The organism is Halalkalibacter krulwichiae (assembly GCF_002109385.1).
Taxonomy (GTDB): Bacteria; Bacillota; Bacilli; order Bacillales; family Bacillaceae_D; genus Halalkalibacter; species Halalkalibacter krulwichiae.
On record NZ_CP020814.1, the window covers coordinates 2,308,329 to 2,327,104 of the forward strand.

At 36.3% G+C, this 18,776-nt stretch carries 20 protein-coding genes and 1 pseudogene; 9 read left to right on the forward strand and 12 right to left on the reverse strand.

Features of this window, described 5'->3' with window-relative positions; translation table 11 throughout:
- Window positions 1–137 precede the first annotated feature (137 nt).
- Genes BkAM31D_RS11555 through BkAM31D_RS24865 form a run of 3 tightly spaced genes read right to left on the reverse strand, consistent with a single transcriptional unit; the run spans window position 138 to window position 2,611 of the window.
- On the reverse strand, window positions 138–1,379 hold the full coding sequence (locus BkAM31D_RS11555) for an MFS transporter (protein ID WP_084371928.1): 1,242 nt from the start codon (window positions 1,377–1,379) through the stop codon (window positions 138–140).
- 15 nt (window positions 1,380–1,394) lie between these two features.
- Complete coding sequence (locus tag BkAM31D_RS24860) at window positions 1,395–1,997, reverse strand: M20 metallopeptidase family protein (protein ID WP_371807203.1); 603 nt, start codon at window positions 1,995–1,997, stop codon at window positions 1,395–1,397.
- Window positions 1,979–2,611 (reverse strand): M20 metallopeptidase family protein, encoded by a 633-nt coding sequence (locus tag BkAM31D_RS24865; protein WP_371807159.1) that lies wholly within the window; start codon window positions 2,609–2,611, stop codon window positions 1,979–1,981. Before BkAM31D_RS24865 ends, BkAM31D_RS24860 begins: the two co-directional genes overlap by 19 nt.
- Window positions 2,612–2,773: 162 nt before the next feature.
- On the opposite strand from BkAM31D_RS24865, the gene BkAM31D_RS11565 reads away from it, so the two are divergent.
- Window positions 2,774–4,600: a helix-turn-helix domain-containing protein gene (locus BkAM31D_RS11565; RefSeq protein WP_066149238.1), complete on the forward strand. Its 1,827-nt coding sequence runs from the start codon at window positions 2,774–2,776 to the stop codon at window positions 4,598–4,600.
- A gap of 75 nt (window positions 4,601–4,675) precedes the next feature.
- Here BkAM31D_RS11565 and BkAM31D_RS11570 read toward each other — a convergent pair whose 3' ends face one another.
- Window positions 4,676–5,404, reverse strand: coding sequence for an ATP-dependent DNA ligase (locus BkAM31D_RS11570; protein WP_066149240.1), 729 nt, complete (start codon window positions 5,402–5,404; stop codon window positions 4,676–4,678).
- Between the two features lie 166 nt (window positions 5,405–5,570).
- On the opposite strand from BkAM31D_RS11570, the gene BkAM31D_RS11575 reads away from it, so the two are divergent.
- From BkAM31D_RS11575 to BkAM31D_RS24955, 4 genes and pseudogenes are all read left to right on the forward strand, one after another.
- Window positions 5,571–5,834 (forward strand): DUF6154 family protein, encoded by a 264-nt coding sequence (locus BkAM31D_RS11575; protein WP_066149242.1) that lies wholly within the window; start codon window positions 5,571–5,573, stop codon window positions 5,832–5,834.
- A gap of 156 nt (window positions 5,835–5,990) precedes the next feature.
- Window positions 5,991–7,145: a glycoside hydrolase domain-containing protein gene (locus BkAM31D_RS11580; protein ID WP_066149244.1), complete on the forward strand. Its 1,155-nt coding sequence runs from the start codon at window positions 5,991–5,993 to the stop codon at window positions 7,143–7,145.
- Between the two features lie 274 nt (window positions 7,146–7,419).
- Window positions 7,420–7,653, forward strand: a pseudogene (locus tag BkAM31D_RS24950) (ferrochelatase); the annotation flags it as partial.
- 11 nt (window positions 7,654–7,664) lie between these two features.
- On the forward strand, window positions 7,665–7,838 hold the full coding sequence (locus BkAM31D_RS24955) for a ferrochelatase (protein WP_439951158.1): 174 nt from the start codon (window positions 7,665–7,667) through the stop codon (window positions 7,836–7,838).
- A 242-nt stretch (window positions 7,839–8,080) separates the two neighbouring features.
- Here BkAM31D_RS24955 and BkAM31D_RS11590 read toward each other — a convergent pair whose 3' ends face one another.
- The 7 genes from BkAM31D_RS11590 to BkAM31D_RS11620 all read right to left on the reverse strand — a co-directional run bounded on the left by BkAM31D_RS11590 (window position 8,081) and on the right by BkAM31D_RS11620 (window position 14,453).
- Complete coding sequence (locus tag BkAM31D_RS11590; protein WP_066149248.1) at window positions 8,081–9,178, reverse strand: PRK06851 family protein; 1,098 nt, start codon at window positions 9,176–9,178, stop codon at window positions 8,081–8,083.
- Between the two features lie 163 nt (window positions 9,179–9,341).
- A complete protein-coding gene (locus BkAM31D_RS11595; RefSeq protein ID WP_066149250.1) occupies window positions 9,342–9,584 on the reverse strand; it encodes a hypothetical protein in 243 nt (80 codons plus the stop codon).
- A gap of 79 nt (window positions 9,585–9,663) precedes the next feature.
- A complete protein-coding gene (locus tag BkAM31D_RS11600; protein WP_066149251.1) occupies window positions 9,664–11,004 on the reverse strand; it encodes a flavin monoamine oxidase family protein in 1,341 nt (446 codons plus the stop codon).
- A gap of 124 nt (window positions 11,005–11,128) precedes the next feature.
- Window positions 11,129–12,058, reverse strand: a complete 930-nt coding sequence (locus BkAM31D_RS11605; protein WP_066149253.1) for a manganese-dependent inorganic pyrophosphatase — start codon at window positions 12,056–12,058, stop codon at window positions 11,129–11,131.
- Window positions 12,059–12,165: 107 nt separating this feature from the next.
- A complete protein-coding gene (locus BkAM31D_RS11610; protein WP_169801069.1) occupies window positions 12,166–13,455 on the reverse strand; it encodes a DUF2254 domain-containing protein in 1,290 nt (429 codons plus the stop codon).
- 80 nt (window positions 13,456–13,535) lie between these two features.
- Complete coding sequence (locus tag BkAM31D_RS11615) at window positions 13,536–14,096, reverse strand: polysaccharide deacetylase family protein (RefSeq protein ID WP_235820235.1); 561 nt, start codon at window positions 14,094–14,096, stop codon at window positions 13,536–13,538.
- Window positions 14,097–14,192: 96 nt separating this feature from the next.
- Entirely contained in the window at window positions 14,193–14,453 is a 261-nt protein-coding gene (locus tag BkAM31D_RS11620; protein WP_066149260.1) for a metal-sensitive transcriptional regulator, read from the reverse strand.
- 161 nt (window positions 14,454–14,614) lie between these two features.
- Here BkAM31D_RS11620 and BkAM31D_RS11625 point away from each other — a divergent pair, with 161 nt between their 5' ends.
- From BkAM31D_RS11625 to BkAM31D_RS11640, 4 genes are all read left to right on the forward strand, one after another.
- The gene (locus BkAM31D_RS11625; protein ID WP_066149262.1) at window positions 14,615–15,844 is read left to right on the forward strand and encodes a DNA polymerase IV; all 1,230 of its coding nucleotides are present in this window, start codon (window positions 14,615–14,617) and stop codon (window positions 15,842–15,844) included.
- Window positions 15,841–16,188, forward strand: coding sequence for a YolD-like family protein (locus BkAM31D_RS11630; RefSeq protein WP_066149266.1), 348 nt, complete (start codon window positions 15,841–15,843; stop codon window positions 16,186–16,188). The genes BkAM31D_RS11625 and BkAM31D_RS11630 overlap by 4 nt, the downstream gene beginning before the upstream one ends.
- Window positions 16,189–16,266: 78 nt before the next feature.
- Window positions 16,267–16,473 (forward strand): alpha/beta-type small acid-soluble spore protein, encoded by a 207-nt coding sequence (locus BkAM31D_RS11635; protein ID WP_035663207.1) that lies wholly within the window; start codon window positions 16,267–16,269, stop codon window positions 16,471–16,473.
- A gap of 100 nt (window positions 16,474–16,573) precedes the next feature.
- Complete coding sequence (locus BkAM31D_RS11640; protein ID WP_084371936.1) at window positions 16,574–17,290, forward strand: DUF3888 domain-containing protein; 717 nt, start codon at window positions 16,574–16,576, stop codon at window positions 17,288–17,290.
- Between the two features lie 115 nt (window positions 17,291–17,405).
- On the opposite strand, the gene BkAM31D_RS11645 is transcribed toward BkAM31D_RS11640, so the two are convergent.
- Window positions 17,406–18,773 carry a sigma 54-interacting transcriptional regulator gene (locus BkAM31D_RS11645; RefSeq protein WP_066149271.1) on the reverse strand — a complete coding sequence of 456 codons (1,368 nt, stop codon included), beginning with the start codon at window positions 18,771–18,773 and terminating at the stop codon, window positions 17,406–17,408.
- Window positions 18,774–18,776 lie beyond the last annotated feature (3 nt).

Below are 18,776 nucleotides of genomic sequence, written 5' to 3' on the forward strand. Positions count from 1 at the left end.
AGCTATGTTTTCACAAAAAACACCTTAATGTATCCGTTCCCAAATAACATTAAGGTGTTTGTCCTATTTCATTTAGTTACGCCTATTATATAGTAACTCTCAGACTTAATCTTAAAATCACTTATCCTGTTTGCATTCTATACTACCTGATCATGTTCAGTCACTGGATGAGGCTTGTTAAAAGCATTATCTTTTGAATTCAGACTAAATGCTGCAAAAATTCCTACAGTTGCACATGCAATAATATAAATAAAGGCAGAGACATACATTCCATTAGAAATTTCAATTAAAAATCCCATTACCATCGGCGCTAATAATGCGCCAATCATTCCGCCAAGATTTACCATTCCAAATGTAGACCCTAACACGTTTTTAGGGAATAGCTTATGTGGATGACTAAAAACTGTCGCGACAACAGGGCCGTGAAAAAGCATACAAATTGATTGGTAAACAATAACAAGAGCAACGGACGAAGCATTGTATAACATGTACAGTGATCCAATCATGATAAGTAGACTCACGATGGAAAGGTGTTTTTCTTTTCCGCTTAGACGTGATTTAATCAGTTGCCCACCGACAATAACCCCAATTGCTCCAAATAAGGCAGGTATCGATGTTAGCAGCCCCATAGACATCAAATCAAGACCTCTTACATTGACAAGATAAGGAGGCATCCAAGAAATGAGTCCCCATACGACTGTACTTACTGCAAACCACATAATTGCTAATTGCCAGCTCGTTGGAACTTTTAAAATATCTTTAAAAGATGATTTTTCAATTCGATCTTGTTTAATTACTTCGATCAGCATATTCTCCGGTCTTAAATAGTGCCACATTAGCCAGGCAAATATGATACCAATTAAGCCAATGGCGATAAAGAGATTTTGCCAACCAATCCATACTAGTAGTGGTGTAGCTATTAAAGGGGCGATCACCCCTCCAAGTGAATTGGAAGACATCATAATTGTCTGAGCACTTGTTCGTTCTTCTTTAGGAAAGGCATCAGCAATGGCTTTTGAGCTCGCTGCCGGATACCCACCTTCCCCAAGGCCGAACATAAAACGAATAATAATCATTGATAAAAGCGACCAAGCCATCCCAGTTAAAACGGTGAAAAATGACCAAACGAGTATGGCAATTGTTATGACTTTTCTTGATCCATATTTATCAGCTAACCAGCCTCCTGGTAATTGCATCAAAGTATAGCCAGCAAAAAAGCTACTTAATACGATCCCCATTACAGACGGGCTCAGGTTAAAGTCTTTGGCAATTTCGACAATTCCTACGTTCATTGCCATCCTGTCTAGATAAGATAAACACCATCCTAAAAATAGGAGTACAAGAATCGTTTGTCTTTTGTTCTTTTTCGGTTGTTTCATAACTTTCTCTCCCTCTTATTTACTCATATGTAATGAAAATTCCTTGCTGTCTTGTTGTGATCCGTTTAAATAATCAAAAACAAGTGATATAAACATTTTTCCTGCGATAAGAATGGACTGCTCGTCTACATCAAATTTAGGATGATGGTGCGGGAAAACAGCCTGAATATCAGGATTCTTCCCTCCGACATTAAAGAATGCACCGGGTCTCTTTCTTACATAGTAAGCAAAATCCTCCATCGCCATTTGCAAAGGGGATTCTGAAACATTTTCTTTCCCTACAATTTCTTCCCCTATTCGTTTAATCCGAAGGGCTTCTTCCGGGTCGTTACATACAGAAGGGTAACCATATTCATAATTGACTTCACTTGTAGCTCCCGCTGAGCTACAAGCCCCCTCTGCTATTTGCCGTATATTTTTTTCAGCAAGCTCGCGCGCTTCATTCGAAAAGGTTCGAACAGTCCCAGACAAAGTCACTTTATCTGGAATAATATTATAGCTGCTAACACCATCAAAGGAACATACAGTTATAACAGAGGGATCTGTCGCATTTATACGACTAGCAGCGATCTGTTGAATGCCAGTAACAATTTGACTTCCTATAAGTATGGGATCAATCGCAAGGTGCGGTGAAGATCCATGCCCCCCTTTCCTTCGATAACAATTTCAAATTTATCTCCAGCTGCCATCATATAATTTTCTTTAAAACAAACTTGACCTACTGGTACATTTGACAATACATGAGCGCCGTAGATCACATCTACATCATTGAGACAGCCATCTTCAATCATTGCTTTTGCTCCACCAGGAATGACCTCTTCGGCAAATTGATGAATAAACAATACATTGCCATGCAGATTGTCTTTCACTTTACTAAGCGCGCATGCAGTACCTAGTAGTGAGGCAGTATGAATGTCATGCCCACATGCATGCATGACACCGGCTATTTTTGATTTATAAGGAACAGATTTCTCATCTTGAATGGGTAGTGCATCAAAATCAGCACGGAGAGCAACTGTTTTTCCTGGTTTTCCTCCTTTTAGTAAAGCTGTGACTCCCCGTCCTCCCACTTCAGTTTTAACCTCAAGTCCTAGTTCTCTTAAATAGGTAGCAATCATTTCTGGCGTTCTTTGTTCTTCAAATGATAATTCAGGGTACATATGTAAATCACGTCTAATACTAACAAGCTCTTCGAATTTTGCTTCGAGTTCTTTATATGCTACTTTTTCCATACCTATTTCCTCCTCTAACCTTTGTTAACGCTTGCAAATTAAAGAATAGTAATACTTTTCTGTGATTACTAAATATTATATAATTTCAAGTAGAACATCAATATGTAAGTAAACAATGTTAGTGTAGTGAAATTGTTGATATCAACAACAGGCGGTGAAAATGTGGCGGCTAATAAAGAAGTATTTCTTAATCAATTAAGTTTTGAAAACAAAAAGGCACTGGATCATGTAATGAATTTAATGGAAAGTTTTCGAGCAATGAACTCGACTCTCGAATTGGATGAGGTCCTAAAAAAAATCATGCATTACGCATTAAATATCGTCGAGACCGCAGAGGCTGGCTATATTCAAATGTTGGATGAATCCTCAAATAAACTGATCATAAAGGCGAGTGTGGGCTTTAATGATAACATTAGCTTCTTTAAAGTAAATGTCGGTGAGTCTATTACAGGAAAAGTTTTTAGAGATGGTTGTGTGCGGCTAATTTCCTCACGGGAAGAAATTTATAATAGTATGGGTGATTTGAGCAGAGAGAATTTTGACTTGATAGATACGGCCCACTATAACAATCAAAATATAAAGTCTATATTAGCCGTTCCTGTTTCATTCGGAAAAAATCGGATTGGGGTAATGACACTTCATTGCTTTGATATTGAAGACGGAATTAGCGAAATCGATCTCCACCTCTTACAAAGTTTCGCTTCGCAAGCAGCGATCGCCCTTTATAATGCGAAACTCCATACCGAAGTGCAAGAAACATTGAATGAAGCAACCCTTTTATCGCAAAGGCTCAAAGAAACAAATATCCTATTAGAAAAAAGAACAAACATTCATAATCTACTCACAGGATTATCAGTTGAGAATAGAGGGCTTGATGCGATTATTTTAGAAATGAATAAATTAATGAAAAGCAATTGTGTGTATGTCGATTATGTTGAAGGAACATTTTCTCCAAAACACGATAAGTATTTTGCAAGACGTATAGATGACCTCTTCCTTCTTTTCCGAACAAAAACGAAACCTGCTTATGTAACAATCTATGATACTGTGTCCGTACATTGTTTCATTTACCCGATTAGATCAGGTTCCATTTTATTAGGCTGTCTTATTGTTGAAGGAAACGCTCCATTATCACAACTCGACCATTTAATCATAGAGCAAGGAGCACCCATTCTATCTCTTGAAATTATGAAGCGAAGATCGCAAACGGAAATCATGTACAAGAAAACCTATGAATCGTACCAACAATTTTTGAAAATTAAAAATCCGAAGCAGGCTGAGCTTACTGCCGAAGAATTAGGAATTCATCACCATTCTTTTCTTCAAACAGCTTTAATTGAATTAGATGGAAATCTCGACCTACATTCTCTCGAAAACGAAGCACTGCTACTACTATCACACCTGAGAGAGCAAATGCCTTTTAAAGATAGTCTGCTCTTTAGCTATAACAATAAAATTACGGTTTTTTCTGCTGTTCAAAATGCAAATCAGGAAGCATATTGGATAGAAATTATCGAGAACGCCATAAAATGGTGGAACGACCGGTATACCGTAGTAGCCCGAGGGGGAATCAGCACAGGATACTACCCTCCTGGACAAGCCGAAGAAAATCATGTAAAAGCTGAGAAAGCTCTTCTCTACTTAAGGAAGCAAATAGAAAAAGGGATCATTCATTATAAGAAAATTGGAATCAGTAGCTTTTTTTTAGATCGTCCTCCAGCAGAAATAGAGGCATTCATGAAAGAGACATTTTCTCCATTATGGACAACCCATGAAAAACAAGAGGAATTACTCGGGACTCTTTTTACCTATATTCAGAACAACCGGTCTATGGCGGCTACTGCCAAGGAGCTTCATATCCATACAAACACACTCTATCATCGCATCAAGAAAATAGAGCATCTCCTTAGTTTGGATTTTAACTGTTACGAGGATTTTCTAAAGGTACAACTTGGGTTTTATCTTTATAAAAAATTTTTGGAGGATTAATAGATTGATAAGCAATGAAATTATCTTTTTCTTGCTTAGTTGTTAGTGAACGAATGAACGTAAAAAGGATTCTTCTTATTGTGAAGAATCCTTTTTATTACCGGTAATAAATTTACGGTAATATTCATATAAGTTTTTCCGATTCTTTTTTAATTGTATATTTAAAAAGACAACCTTCTTTTTATTATCATTTACTAGCCAAGACTCGAAGTCACTTCTCAAAGTTAGATTATCCTCATAATCTCGATTGAGGATTTTAACCCAGTCACCTGAGCGAACACCACACCGATATTTTGACATAGGTTTTTTCACTACAATTCCTTCTAGTCCATATCTTTTTACGACTTCAAAATAGGTTTGTGAGTTTCCTTCAAACCATTGAGAAGTTACAATCGTAATGGTATCAGTAGGAATGATTTGATCTAGTATCTTCTTGCGTTTTAAAAGTGGGAATTGAGTAATTTTCTCCCCTCGATAATACAATAGATCATACGCTACATATTGCACAGAAAGAGTAGTCTCTTTTTGTTTGATTTTATCCATCAAGAGCCTATAACTTGGTTTATTATTACGATCGGGTACAATTAATTCTCCGTCTAAAATGACTCCTTTTGGTAATTGCACAGAAATGAGCTCAGGAAATAAATGGGTTACATCATGACCTGTGCGAGTATACAAACGAGGATTGTTGTTTAAGTTAGAAAATATTATTCGAATCCCATCTAATTTTAATTCAGTAATGACATTAGCATAATCTTCTGGGGGTGTATCAACCTCTTTTAATAACATCGGAGATAAAAACATGAAATCACCTCTATGTTATCATACAAAAGTTGTTCTCTTTTAGCATTAGTATTTTTCTCCCAGTGCCTTTTTAAACAAATGTTACATTACTTATCAATTTTTTTAATGAATAAGCTTTATTTAATCAACTCATTCTAATATTAATACACTCTAGGAGGAATGAGCATTGAAATTTATTAATAATCTCTATCAATTATACAAAGATCAATTAACTGGCGACGAAGAAGATGCTCTCATTATTATTAATGGGATTTTGCAAAACTTTTCGGATGAAGACATCCATAAATTGATCTCTGACATGAGCAATAGAGAACAATTTGAAATGTTTTCTTTGTATTTATATGAAAAGTTCAGGATTAAAGTGGCAGAGGAAGGACTTGGTCAGATCTTAAATCAAGATGATCAAGATGATTCGAAATTTCTTCATTAGACGCAGTGCTCATAATGAAAGTTGAATAAACTCCGAATTCTTCCCTCTATGATTCTAAAGAAATACTGCTCCTTTTGCTAAATACAACCCATTTCATTCACGAACGATCGTCCTACTACGTATGATAATTCGAGAATGAAATGAGGTGAAAAATGAATGAATCAGAAGAACCGATCTTTTCTTTTACTTGGTGTCGTTTCCCTCCTGTTTATCTTTACTCTTACATTTTTCAGCCAAGTTAACTCACCAGATTCTACACCTGTTTTAGCTGATCAAGAATCTCAAGAAAATGATAGCAACAATAATGAGGCTCATACAGCTTCAAATGGAGATAGTCTAGTAAACAATCAAATTACAAATGAAATATCTGCTAGTGGCGGGGAGATTCATAATAACATCGATAACTCCATTAAAGCTGATGAAGCAGAAGTCGATAATACAATTGATAACAAAATCGTTAGTGGGGAAAATAATATCGTTGATAATAATGTTACTAATCAAATTGATGTCAATATTGGTGTTAATGTCACTAACAGTATTACCAATGATATTACAGCACATAAAACAGACAAAGAATCTGAAACGGAAAACGATGAGAACAATGACGAATCTGAAAACGGTGAGAACGGAAATGGCAGTGATGATGGGAATGGAGAAGATACACCTGATACGGTGTGGGGAGTTGATTCGGCTAGCTTAACCACGGAGGAGATGCTTGCCTGTGTCAGAGATAACTTTGGCGATCCACAAGTATGGGGACGTTACCTTGGGACAAATGAAGGTGTTTCTTACGGCTTAACAGAAGAAGAAATTGAGTTACTTCAATCAAATGACATTCAAATTCTTGTGATTTGGAATCACTTTACAGATGGAACTGGATATGAGAACGGTCAAAATGAAGCAACTGAAGCTGTAGAAACTGCAAGAGACTTAGGAATACCAGAAGGTGTTGCTCTATTTGCTAATGTAGAACCCATTTATCCAATTGATTCTTCTTTTATTCAAGGATGGCATGATGTCGTTTCCGAATCTGAATACAGTTCTGGTATATACGGAATATTTGACCCTAGTGAGGAACTTTATGTTGCTTTTGAAGCAGCTGCTGAAGAAAACTCTAGCATTCTAGATGAAATGTATATTTGGACCGCTGCACCTAATGAGGGAATTACAACAGAAGACAATGCTCCTGACTATAATCCTGAATATCCCGACGGTGGCTTAATTGGGGGCTGGCAGTATGGTATTGATGCTGAAACTTGTAACATAGATACAAATATTTTTGATGGCAATGTACTCGAAGTACTTTGGTAAGCTATTCTTCGGTGAAAGCGGGGATCTCTCTCGCTTTCATTTTTTAAATTAAAACAGATATCTATTTAAAATAATTATAATTAAGTATTGATTTTTCTTTGATAGATGTTATTATTACTTACAGGGTCATACAGTCTTACTGCTATGATATCAATTATTTTATCTCAATATCTATTCTCATTGGCCGGGGTCCATTATCAGTAGTAGATCCCGGATCTATTTATTAAATGATAAAAATGAAGAAAATTATAATTTTATCACTGAGGTGAAAAAAATGAAAAGAAGAAAAGTAGACCTGTTAGTGATGGCTTATGGAACCCCTTATCAGGAATCTGATATTGTTCCCTACTACACACATATACAACATGGCAAAACACCAACTGATGAAATGGTTAAGGATCTTTCCGAGCGTTATCAAGCTATTGGTGGAATTTCCCCTCTTGCCCAAATCACGCTTGAACAAGCTTCTAAACTTGAACAAGCCCTTAATCAACAACAAGAAGAGATTTAACAAAAGATTTGTTTAACAAAGGATTTCGTTCCTTTATTTATGCTCCAGTTGGCTTTGTTTCAGACCATCTTGAAGTTTTATATGATAATGACTACGAATGTAAAGTTGTCACAGAAGAGCTCAATGCAAACTATTATCGTCCACCTATACCTAATACAGATTCTAGATTTATCAAGCCTTAACAAATGTTGTTTTGCAAAAATCAAAAATGGTGACATTCTCATAAAGGAGTAAATATCTATGAATAAAAAAAGTTCTATTTGTCCTTACTGTCAGTCTGAAATGAAGCAACTTAAACATAGTATTATTTGTAAATGTGGTTTCAAATTCAAGACGATAAAAGCGGCATTATTTGCTAGCTGAAATTAACTAGAGGATGTCCGCAAGTGGCTTTGCGACATCCTCTTTTGCTTTTGCTTAATTATTATTTCGCTGCAATGATCTCTTCTATTTCTTGTAGGATCTCTTGTTTCAATTGATCGACTTTACTAAAATCCATGGCTTCAATATAATATGCTTCTAATTGATCACGCAGCTCTTTTGCCTCTGCTAAATAAGATACTCCTTCTTTCATTTTATCTTTATATGGTTTGGTTGTTCTAGCAATGTCATCTGCAAATTTTTCATCCGTTCCTTGTGCTATACACCTTTGATACATATCAACAATTTCATCTGTTTCTCTATTAGGGAAATATTCATGGGGTGCCGTACTATCAAAGATAGCAACACCAAGCTCTCTCAAAATAACCATATCTAAGCTATGAGGATCAAAACCACAATGATACACCTCAACATCATATCCTTTTTCCTCACCTGCGGCAGCAATTTTCTTCAACATTGTTGATTTGCCTGATCCCGCTCTCCCTTTAATAAAATAACGCTTTTCTATATCCTCTGTTAAATTTTGAATAAAATCAACTGCCCCCTTTGGTGTTGCAGCTCCTAAAAAACGATGTTTCACAGTTGATATTTTTTCCTTTGTCTTTTCACCATAAAATTGTTGAATTAACTCTTCTGTTAATTTATTCGCTTCATCAAAATCCATATTGTTTATATAAATTTCTTCTATATCGTCGTGCGCTTTTAATGCTGCTGCAAATGTATGGTAAGCAGTCTGAAACTTTTCAAAAATAGCCTTGTTCAACTCAAAAATTTCGTTCTTATACGGTAATAACTTGGTTCGATCCCATGCAACACTTAAGTTAACATATTCATCAATAATTCCCGGTGCTTTCGGTTCAATGACATGTGGAGCTGTTCCGTCAACGATTCCAATTTTATACTGAGGAATAATGACACCATCAATCGAGTTATTATCGGAAGAGCAATGCAGAAATTCAATATCTAAGCCTTTGTTAACCATTTCCTCCCCAACAGTTTTCATTAAGGAGGATTTTCCTGTGCCAGGGCCACCTTTTAGAATAAATATCCGTTCTAAGTCTTGCAATGCATTATCATATAAACTATAAAATCCCTTTGCGGTATTACCACCTGCATAATAGTTAATAATTTTTCCAGTCATGTAAATCACCCTCTCCCATCCTTTAATTCCAACATATGTAGATATTGTAACAAGGTGATTGCCTATATGACATAAATTATAATTTTTCAACCTAGTCTTAAACATTAGAGCTAAAAAAGAAAAACACTTGTTTTTCCAAGTGTTTTTCTTCCTTTTCTATTATCTATCCTATTTTCTCATTTGTATCGTCATGATTTAGTAGTGAGCGCTTATTTACCGTAAGCTCGTTTTTATTTAATAAATATTTCAGGTGATCAACCGGCATAGCTCCTCTTCCCTTTCCATTTCCAAGTGTAAATTGAACAATGTCTCCACTTTGTCTGACGATTGTTAATGTATCAGCCGAATTAAAAACACCTGGCATCACGTGAGCTATTTTATATTCTGTTCCTAGTTCGAATGTCATAAGAGGACACTCCTTTTTGCAGTTTTGCTAGTAGTATGGCTTATGTCAATATTCTCCATACATACTTTTTCCATTTCGTTCATTTAAGTAGCTCTACCACATCCATTGCCGCCCGTTCGCCGGATTGTATGGCTCCCTCCATGTACATTCTCCATTCTGATGCTAGCTCAGTCCCCGCCCAATGGATGGGTCCAATTGGATTTCTTAAGCTTGGCCCTAATTGACTAATAACACCTATTGGAAAATGTATTCCATACCCTCCTCTAGTCCATTCATCATCTGACCAATCTTTTTCAAATACTTGACATGGCGACATCACTAATTGACCAAAATAACGTCTTAACTGATTTTTGATTTGATTTATTCTGCTTTCAACTGATAATCTACCTAACTTACGGGCAAACTCACCTGTGATAAAGGTCGTTAATACACCCTTACTCATATCGGTTGGGGAGCTATCAAGCGTTAGCTTCACCGGTCCTTGATTAGAATAAACTGTACCATTGTACCCTTGTTCCCTCCAAAATGGTTTTCCGTAGGTAAAGATCAACTTTATCACTGATGGCATACCGGCTCGTTCATTTAATTGAGCTCGATCGGCTAACAAAGGCGGTGAAAATTGAATACGCGTTACAAGATTAGGAGGGACCGCTAGCACAACTTTTTTCGCTCTCCAATTTTGATTATATGTATGTACAAATACTCCATCAGCATCATATTCAATTGATTGTACTTGTTGATTAAACTGGATCTGCCCCTCTAAACTGTCAGCTATTCTTTTTGTTAGTGTACCTGCTCCCTCTTCAATCCAATAATCCTCAGCTGTTAGTAATCGATCTATTGATCCAGCAGCCGCGATACACCATAGCAAATCAAGGGTTGAAACCTCATACAATTTACTGCATAAAACTTCTTCAAGCAATAGTTGAAATAATTGTTTAGCCTTATTCGTAGATCCATGTTCTATAATAAATTGCTCGACTGTTTTTTTATCCAATTCTTGCGCTAATTCTGTTTTCCACGGACAGTCTTTTGAGAGTTGTTTACTCAAGATATTCATTCTCATTTTAAGCTTTAATGCATCAAGCGCTTCTATTAGTGACAGTGGCCAAGAGCCTGTTTTTTTCTCAATGACTCCATTAAAATCATAAATTGTATTACCAGTTCGGTATGTTGGTGTTAGTCGAAGACCGTACTTGGTTACTAGTTGCTTAACGCGCTTATGATAAGGGCTCACCCATTGAGCACCCAAATCTATTGCGATCTGCTCTTCTGTTTTAATTGTATGGATTCTTCCTCCTGATCTATGACGGGCTTCTAACACGATAAATGAACGATTCTGTTCTTTTAATTTTAGAGCTGCGGATAAGCCTGCTAAACCGGCACCAACTATTACTACATCTGTTTCCCCTGATGACACGTATCATTCCCCACTTTCTTTCAATACGTATTCTTGAAGCATTTAATGTTATTGTTGGGCTTTTTTAGCGTTTTATGTGAAAAGAAAAAAAAGCAGCACAGGGCTGCTTCTAAGAAAATAAATATTATTTCGTAAATCCTTCTGTTAATTGCGGAACAACTTGTTTTTTGCGTGATACAACACCTTTTAATAGTGCTGTGTTATTTTCTAATGTTACACCAAAGCCTTTTTCAACGGTTTTTGCTGCTTGTCCTAGTGCCAGCACGATTGAATCGTTGTTTAAAATATCTGTTACAACTAGTACAAATAAATCTAATTCTTTTTCAGCAATTACTTGAGTGATGGCTTCTTCTAGCTCTCCTTGACGCGCTAATACATCGTTTGTATCTACAGCATTTACTTGTGCAATTTCTACCTTACTGTCTGCCATCGTGAACTCTTTCGCATCTAAAGAGATAAGTTGAGCAACTGTTTTGTCGCTTAAATCCGCTCCTGCTTTCAGCATTTCTAGCCCGTATACTGCGCTATCTACTTCAGCGATTTTAGCTAATTCTTCTGCCGCATCAATATCTTCTTGTGTGCAAGTCGGCGACTTAAACAATAATGAATCTGAAATAATTGCTGATAGCATTAATCCAGCAATCTCTTTGCTAACGGCAACATTCTTTTCTTTATATAGCTTTAAAAGAATCGTTGCTGTACACCCAACTGGCTCTGCGCGGAAATACAAAGGATCAGCTGTTTCAAAGTTTGCAATTCTATGATGGTCAATTACTTCTAACACACGTACACTATCGATGTCTTCTACACTTTGTTGACGCTCATTATGGTCTACTAAAATGACGTCATTTACTTCATTAGCAACTGTTTCTACAAGACGCGGTGCTTCTTGATTGAAGTAGTCTAACGCATATTGAGTTTCTCCATTTACTTCTCCTAAACGAACCGGCTCAACATTTTGACCTAATTTGCTTTTCAGATCAGCATAAGCAATAGCAGAACAAATTGTATCTGTGTCTGGGTTTTTATGCCCGAAAATAAGTACTTTTTCCATTTTTGCCACTCCTTGTTATGTATAATTAGATTTTTATTCCTCAAATGCTAATTTTACCATCTACTTGCACACTCAACAATATTTTGTAGCTTTTTTTACTAGATGTTTTACAAAACATTCGCAGTGAGATCTCGTAATTGTCTTTCTTTTAAATGAAAGTAATTTAAATCCTTTTCATGTAATGTCTCTAGGTTGAAATTTTCTTTTATGTACCGGCTAAACTGCCAAACTTGTTGACGGATCGTTTGACCACTCTCTTCAGCAATCATCATACATGCATCGTATATTGCGATTAGAATGGATAGATCATTTTGGCCATAGTGACATATTTGAGAAAAAGTCGTATACAGCAACTCTTCAAATGTTTTCTGTGGTGCAATTACCTTGACTTCCTTTTCAATCTCGTATAGAAGATAACGTCCGTCTTGTTCAGACGCTCTTCCTAATAGTTTTCCTAAATGCAATATGCCGTCAATTGCCGTATTCGGATCATTTATACCTGGTGAAATTGCTCTCAATGTCACTTCTACAATCTTACGAATTCCAAACTCTACGTCCTGCAGAATCGTTCTTTCAACACCAAGTACTACAAATTTCTTAAGCTTGATCTTTGGTAAGTCCTTTTTATAATACACGGTAAATACAGTTTTATTATCAGTAATAAAGGCTCCAATTCTTTGGTTTAGTTCTACAACGAGATCATACTTTTTAGCTAAATCAAATAAATGCTGATATTCAATTAGTTGAATGTAGCCAAATGTTTCACTTTTAAATTCTTTTTTTGAATAATAGTTTTTTGCCAAATTAGGCTTATCGTTAGTAATTCTAACCTTCTCCTCTCCTTTCTTCGTTTTCATTCGTTCTTTAACTGTTTTTAACGTCTGTCTGGTAACCTCACTTATTAATTTATTCACTTGAATAGATGCTGCAACAAAATGAATGAAATAAGCAAAAAAGGAAAGACAGATGATAGAGAAGAATACAGCTATTGTTGCTCCCAGTACTTCATATGTTAAATCCTCTCTCATGAATAATAGTGTGAGAATACTGTACATAAAGCCGCCCATATATATGCCTAGTACTCTCATCGTAATTTTATTAGTAATAAAATCAGTTAACGTTCTTGGGGAAAATTGGGATGAATACGTTGTTAAAACGACCATAATTGTTGAGAATGTAATTGTAATCATCGTTAACAATGCTGCAGCAATGGTTGCAAGAATGGTTTGAGCTAAGTTCACGCTAATTAACAAACTTGCCGGAAAAATATCCTGTACTTTTTCACCGTGTGCTGTATCAATCCAAATAATAAAAATTGCTAATAAAGACGAAACTAAACAATAAACACTTGGTACTAACCAAATGTTCTTTCTTATCTTTAATATCCATTCAATCAAGTCAAACACCCTTCCTCCGAATAGATGTTTGTTAGGGTATCCCAAAATAGACTTCTTTATTTGAGGATACGAAAAGGATGTCACCTCTTCAGACTTGTGAAGTGACATCCTCTTTCTTTTAGACCTTGGATTAATTGTGGCAAAATTTCAAGTGTTTGCTTAAGCTCATGTAGCAAAATAATCGAGCCGTCTTGAACATGCTCCGTTACATTTTTAACTATTTGTGTTGGATCATCCTTCAAGTCCCAATCAAAGGAGGAAATATCCCACATAATCACCTCTAAGTCTAGTTCTGACGCAATTTCGATTGTATCAGAATTATGCTGTCCAAACGGTGGACGAAAGTATCGAACTGGATGATCAATTAGTTGCTCAACAATTCTTTTATTCGTTTTAATTTCTTTCATTTGTTCACTTTTGGTTAGCTTCACTAAGTTTTTATGACTATGTGAATGAAGCCCTATTTCATGACCTTCTCGTAAAACTCTAGACCACGGTCTTTTATGGTGTAGCAGCCTTGATTGCCAAAAAAACAGAGCGGGTACTTTTTCTTCTGCTAAAACATCTAAGAATTGATCTAAATATTTACTCGGCCCATCATCGAAAGTTAATAAAACTTCATTCTTGCCTTCTTTTTTCAAATGAGTGGTTACTCGTTCTTCTGAGGAGTTGTACACAACTTCTTTTGTTACAATTCATGGACTTTTCAACATGGCAATTCCCACTTCGCGTTTGTATTATCGGCTCTTCACTAATAAGTTTACTGCTTCCTGAATCAGTTCTTCAGTATCCTCACCTTTATTAATTTGATCCCTTACACATTGTTCCAAATTAGTACTCACTACTAAACCGATTGTTCGGTCTAGTGCATTTCGCGCAGCTGACATTTGCGCAACTAAATCTTTACAGTCTTTTTCTTCTTCCATCATACGTAATAAAGCCCTAACTTGTCCCTCTACACGCTTTACTCTATTTTTCATTTGATCGTTGTACTTCATCTTCTTATCACTCTCCGGCTATATTCTTACCATAATTTTATACACAGTAGGGTATCTAGTCAACCTTGACTCGTCTTGGGATAAAATGTCTGTTGAATATAGAACATACTTTCGCATATAATAAAAAACAAACATACGTTCTTTTTAAGGGTGTGAATTTCATGAAAACGGTCTTTCTTGTCGATATGCAATCTTTTTATGCCTCAGTCGAAAAAGCGAGATATCCTAACTTACATAATAAGCCACTAGTCGTCTCAGGCGACCCTAAGCGCAGATCGGGTGTTATTTTAGCAGCTTGTCCTTTGGCCAAAAAAAGCGGCATTAAAAATGGAGAACGTTTATGGGAAGCACAACAGAAATGTCTGGACCTAGTTGTCGTACCACCAAAAATGCAAGATTATATTACAATTTCCGTTCAAATTACAGCGATACTAGAAGAATATAGCGATTTAGTCGAACCCTTTTCCATTGATGAACAATTTATTGATGTAACCGGAAGTGAGAGGTTATTTGGTCCTCCTTTAGAAATTGCTCAGAAAATCCAAAAGCAAATATGGGAAGAAACAAAGGTCCGAGCAAGAATTGGAATTGGGGAAAACAAAATTCTTGCCAAGATGGCTTGTGACAATTTCTCAAAAAAGAATAGATCTGGGATATTTTGGCTTAAAAAAGAAGAACTCAGTCAAACATTATGGCCTCTCCCCGTTGAGAAAATGTTTGGCGTTGGGAGTCGGATGGCTAGTCATTTGCGAAATATGGGTGTTCGAACAGTTGGACAACTCGCTAACGTTCCACTCCAACGTTTAAAAAAGCAATGGGGCATTAATGGTCAAATTCTTTGGATGACCGCACATGGAGAGGACTATTCTCCTGTTACAACCGCCTCTCACGATGGCCAAAAAGCAATTGGGCACGGTATGACATTGCCTCGTGATTATATTAGTCTTACAGAGATTCGTGTCGTCTTACTTGAACTTTGTGAAGAAGTTTGTATGAGGGCTCGTAAATCAGGGGTTATGGGGCAAACAGTTACCATTAGCGTCAGTGGCGCTAGTTATGAAGTTCAAACAGGTTTTCATCGACAAACAACTTTATATGAACCAACTAACTATGTAATGGATGTATTTCATACGGTTGAAAAGCTTTTTTTGCAGTTTTGGAACCATAATCCAATTAGACGCCTTGGTGTGAGCTTAACAAAACTTTGTCCTGATGATGAAGTCCAGCTTAGTTTGTTCGATACAGACCGCGATAAAAAAGTCGAACTTGGTTATGTAATGGATGGAATTAAGGATAAATACGGGACAACGTCGCTTATTCGCGCTTCCTCATTAACCAAGGCTGGGCAAGCATTTGAACGTTCAAAAAAGATAGGAGGACATTATAAATGAATCAACAAGAGCATTTACAGCGCGGAAATATTCTTTGGGAAAGTAGCCGAATGTTCTTACCTGAGCATAAGCAAGCTTTATTGCACCGTAAACAAGAAATAAAAAAAGTGGAAAAGCCTGAATTAGATGAGCAAGAATGGCAAGAAATCGGAATCATTGTTTTCGATTCCCTCAAGCATGAACTGGATGTTAAAGTGATTTATTGGAACGACGGATTCTTCCATGAATTAGTTGGCATTATTGATAAAGTCGATCTACATTTAAAGCGAATTAAGATTAGAATAGGTGAAGACATTGATTTTATAGCAATTGATTGTTTAAAAACAATTGTGAGAATGGGATAAATTGCCGTCTGCTTTGTTGCATAGTGCACAGACAAACTCACATACTAGAACCATACTATTTGAAAGAGGTGATACATCATGGCAAGCAACAACAATAGTTCAAATCAATTACTAGTTCCTGGAGTACAACAAGCTTTAGATCAAATGAAGTATGAGATTGCACAAGAATTTGGTGTTCAACTTGGCGCTGATACAACCTCTCGTGCCAACGGTTCAGTTGGTGGCGAAATCACAAAACGTCTTGTTCAAATGGCTGAACAACAATTAGGCGGTTCACAATTCTAATTGAAAAACAATCCTAAGTCCACACATTCGTTTAAATAGCTATGGAATAGCAGTTTGAATCAATTGATTCAAACTGCTTTACTTACATAAAGGTGGCTCAATGATGAAGAAGGCTCTTATCCTATTAATCGTTACAATATGTTTACATACACCCTCGGTACTTGCCAATCACATACAACCTATACAATCACTAAAGTCCGTTTTAACTCCTACGATACAAGAAGCAATCACAAGCTATAAAAACAAAAAAACAACTTACGCCCCGTACTCCTTTACGACCGATTTTCACAACATCCAAATCAAAGACATCGCAAAACTAAATAAGGAAAATTATTATGTCATTCAAGTTCTAGTCTCGACATATGAACATGCTCATAATCCTCCGAATATTACCTTTAACTTGACCGTCTTACTGACCCCAGTTGGCCATAGAGTCATTAATATCAAAAGCAAAGAAGATCAAGAAGCAAGAAAGATCAACGCTTTTTATAAAGAAGCTGTTTCCGATATAGCACAAGCGTTTCAATTAAATCTCCAATCTTATAAAGCTTACAACACTACAAATATTCCAGCGCCACTTCGGCCATTTATTACAAAAATCATTGTAGAACTGAATCCTTACATTTCTCCACCTTATAAAAATGTGATATCTCCAATCACTTTTCTAAAAGGAAACCGAGGGTTTATTGTCTTCAAACTGGCAGATGGGACAAATGTCAAATACGAACTGCGTATGGAGAACCAACAGTGGAAAATCATCAGCAAAGAAAAAAGACCGGGTAAAAAAATGAAAAAGACCCTCATATGGTATATGTAATCAAAGTCCCATTTAACGAAAAACCGCTAAAATCAACTTATTTCGTCACTTCGATACAAAAACGCATCAAAAAACGACAATAAAATTCATTTTTGTATTAAAATTCATTTTTGAATCACTTGATTTTTATGTCATATTTTTGCATTTTCCGAACGACGGTCGCCTGACTAGTTCCTAACTGTTTAGCGATTTGATATGTCGTTTGATACTTTTGTGCAGCTAACATCAAAACTCTTCGTTCCGCATGTTCTACTACATCTTTTAATGGTTCCACTTCTCTAAGTATTTGTTCAGTAGATTGAGGTTCTTCTCGGTACTCACGAGGCAGGTCCGATACAGTAAGCTCATTGCTATCGGTTGTGAGCATAAGACGCTCCAGTAAGTGCGCTAGTTCACGAACATTGCCTGACCAATGATGTTCGTAAAAGAATTTTTTAAGTGATTCATCAAAACTTTTCAATAACTCATACTTACGGTTAATCTGAGTCTGATAATAATGAACTAGTGGAAAAATATCTTCCTTCCGCTCTCTAAGTGGCGGAACCACAACTGGTACGCCACGTAACCAATTGTACAAATCTTCTCTGAACGTTCCGGCTTCCACCATCCTCTTCAAATCTTTTTGCGTTGCAACAAGAACCCGAACATCTATCTTTCTCTCCTCCGATTCCCTGCCCTTTTGAAACTTGTTTTCTCCCAACACTCGAAGAAGTTTCCCTTGTAACTCCAAAGAAAGCTTCTCAACTTTGTCCAAAAATAAAAAACCTTTGTCAGCTAATTCAATCATTCCTGGTGCTCTAGAAGTCATGTCCAATTCAGAACCAAACAACTCCCATTCAAGAAGCTCATTTGGTACTTCCCCGCAATTTACTTTAATTAACTTTCCTGTTTCATATCGATTACTAACACGGTAAAGATGTCTAATTAGCACATCTTTACCAACACCTGGTTCACCTTGCACGAGAACCGGTATATCAATATTCGCTAAACGTTCAACTAAACGAAAAATTCCATCCATTTTTTCACTCTTAACTACAACTTCTGAATCCTTACTCAGCTTAGTTTCTATTTGTTCTAATTGAGTTTTATACAGAGCATTTAAATCTTGGCATTGTCTTAATTTTTCGTTAAGTTCATCGTTCCGTTCATTTAACTCAGACAAATTATAACGATTCATTTCTAATTCCTTTATTTTGTCTAACAAGTCAACATAGTGATCGCCATCCAAAAGAATATGAAGAAAGCGCGCTTGCTTATAGGAGTCCAACTTAGTTGAAACGATTAAATATTTATACCGGTTATAAAAAGCAATATGAAACTCTCCGCTCGGTTGTAAGCGATCAAACAGCCTATTAATGGATTTTCCCTTTTGAATTGGTGGAAACTGAACACCAGTAACATATTGATTAAAATCTATAATTATATTTCTTTCGTCCGTGATCATAATCGGTAACGGAAAAGAAATGGGTAATTCGCCATTCATTTT

Coding starts and splice junctions, on each gene's coding strand:
- BkAM31D_RS11555 (WP_084371928.1), bottom strand. CDS start 1,379: ATGAAACAACCGAAAAAGAACAAAAGACAAACGATTCTTGTACTCCTA.
- BkAM31D_RS24865 (WP_371807159.1), bottom strand. CDS start 2,611: ATGGAAAAAGTAGCATATAAAGAACTCGAAGCAAAATTCGAAGAGCTT.
- BkAM31D_RS11570 (WP_066149240.1), bottom strand. CDS start 5,404: ATGTTTTTATCTCCGATGTTATTAAAAGAGGTTGATACACCCCCAGAA.
- BkAM31D_RS11580 (WP_066149244.1), top strand. CDS start 5,991: ATGAATCAGAAGAACCGATCTTTTCTTTTACTTGGTGTCGTTTCCCTC.
- BkAM31D_RS11590 (WP_066149248.1), bottom strand. CDS start 9,178: ATGACTGGAAAAATTATTAACTATTATGCAGGTGGTAATACCGCAAAG.
- BkAM31D_RS11595 (WP_066149250.1), bottom strand. CDS start 9,584: ATGACATTCGAACTAGGAACAGAATATAAAATAGCTCACGTGATGCCA.
- BkAM31D_RS11605 (WP_066149253.1), bottom strand. CDS start 12,058: ATGGAAAAAGTACTTATTTTCGGGCATAAAAACCCAGACACAGATACA.
- BkAM31D_RS11620 (WP_066149260.1), bottom strand. CDS start 14,453: ATGAAGTACAACGATCAAATGAAAAATAGAGTAAAGCGTGTAGAGGGA.
- BkAM31D_RS11625 (WP_066149262.1), top strand. CDS start 14,615: ATGAAAACGGTCTTTCTTGTCGATATGCAATCTTTTTATGCCTCAGTC.
- BkAM31D_RS11630 (WP_066149266.1), top strand. CDS start 15,841: ATGAATCAACAAGAGCATTTACAGCGCGGAAATATTCTTTGGGAAAGT.
- BkAM31D_RS11635 (WP_035663207.1), top strand. CDS start 16,267: ATGGCAAGCAACAACAATAGTTCAAATCAATTACTAGTTCCTGGAGTA.
- BkAM31D_RS11640 (WP_084371936.1), top strand. CDS start 16,574: ATGATGAAGAAGGCTCTTATCCTATTAATCGTTACAATATGTTTACAT.
- BkAM31D_RS11645 (WP_066149271.1), bottom strand. CDS start 18,773: ATGAATGGCGAATTACCCATTTCTTTTCCGTTACCGATTATGATCACG.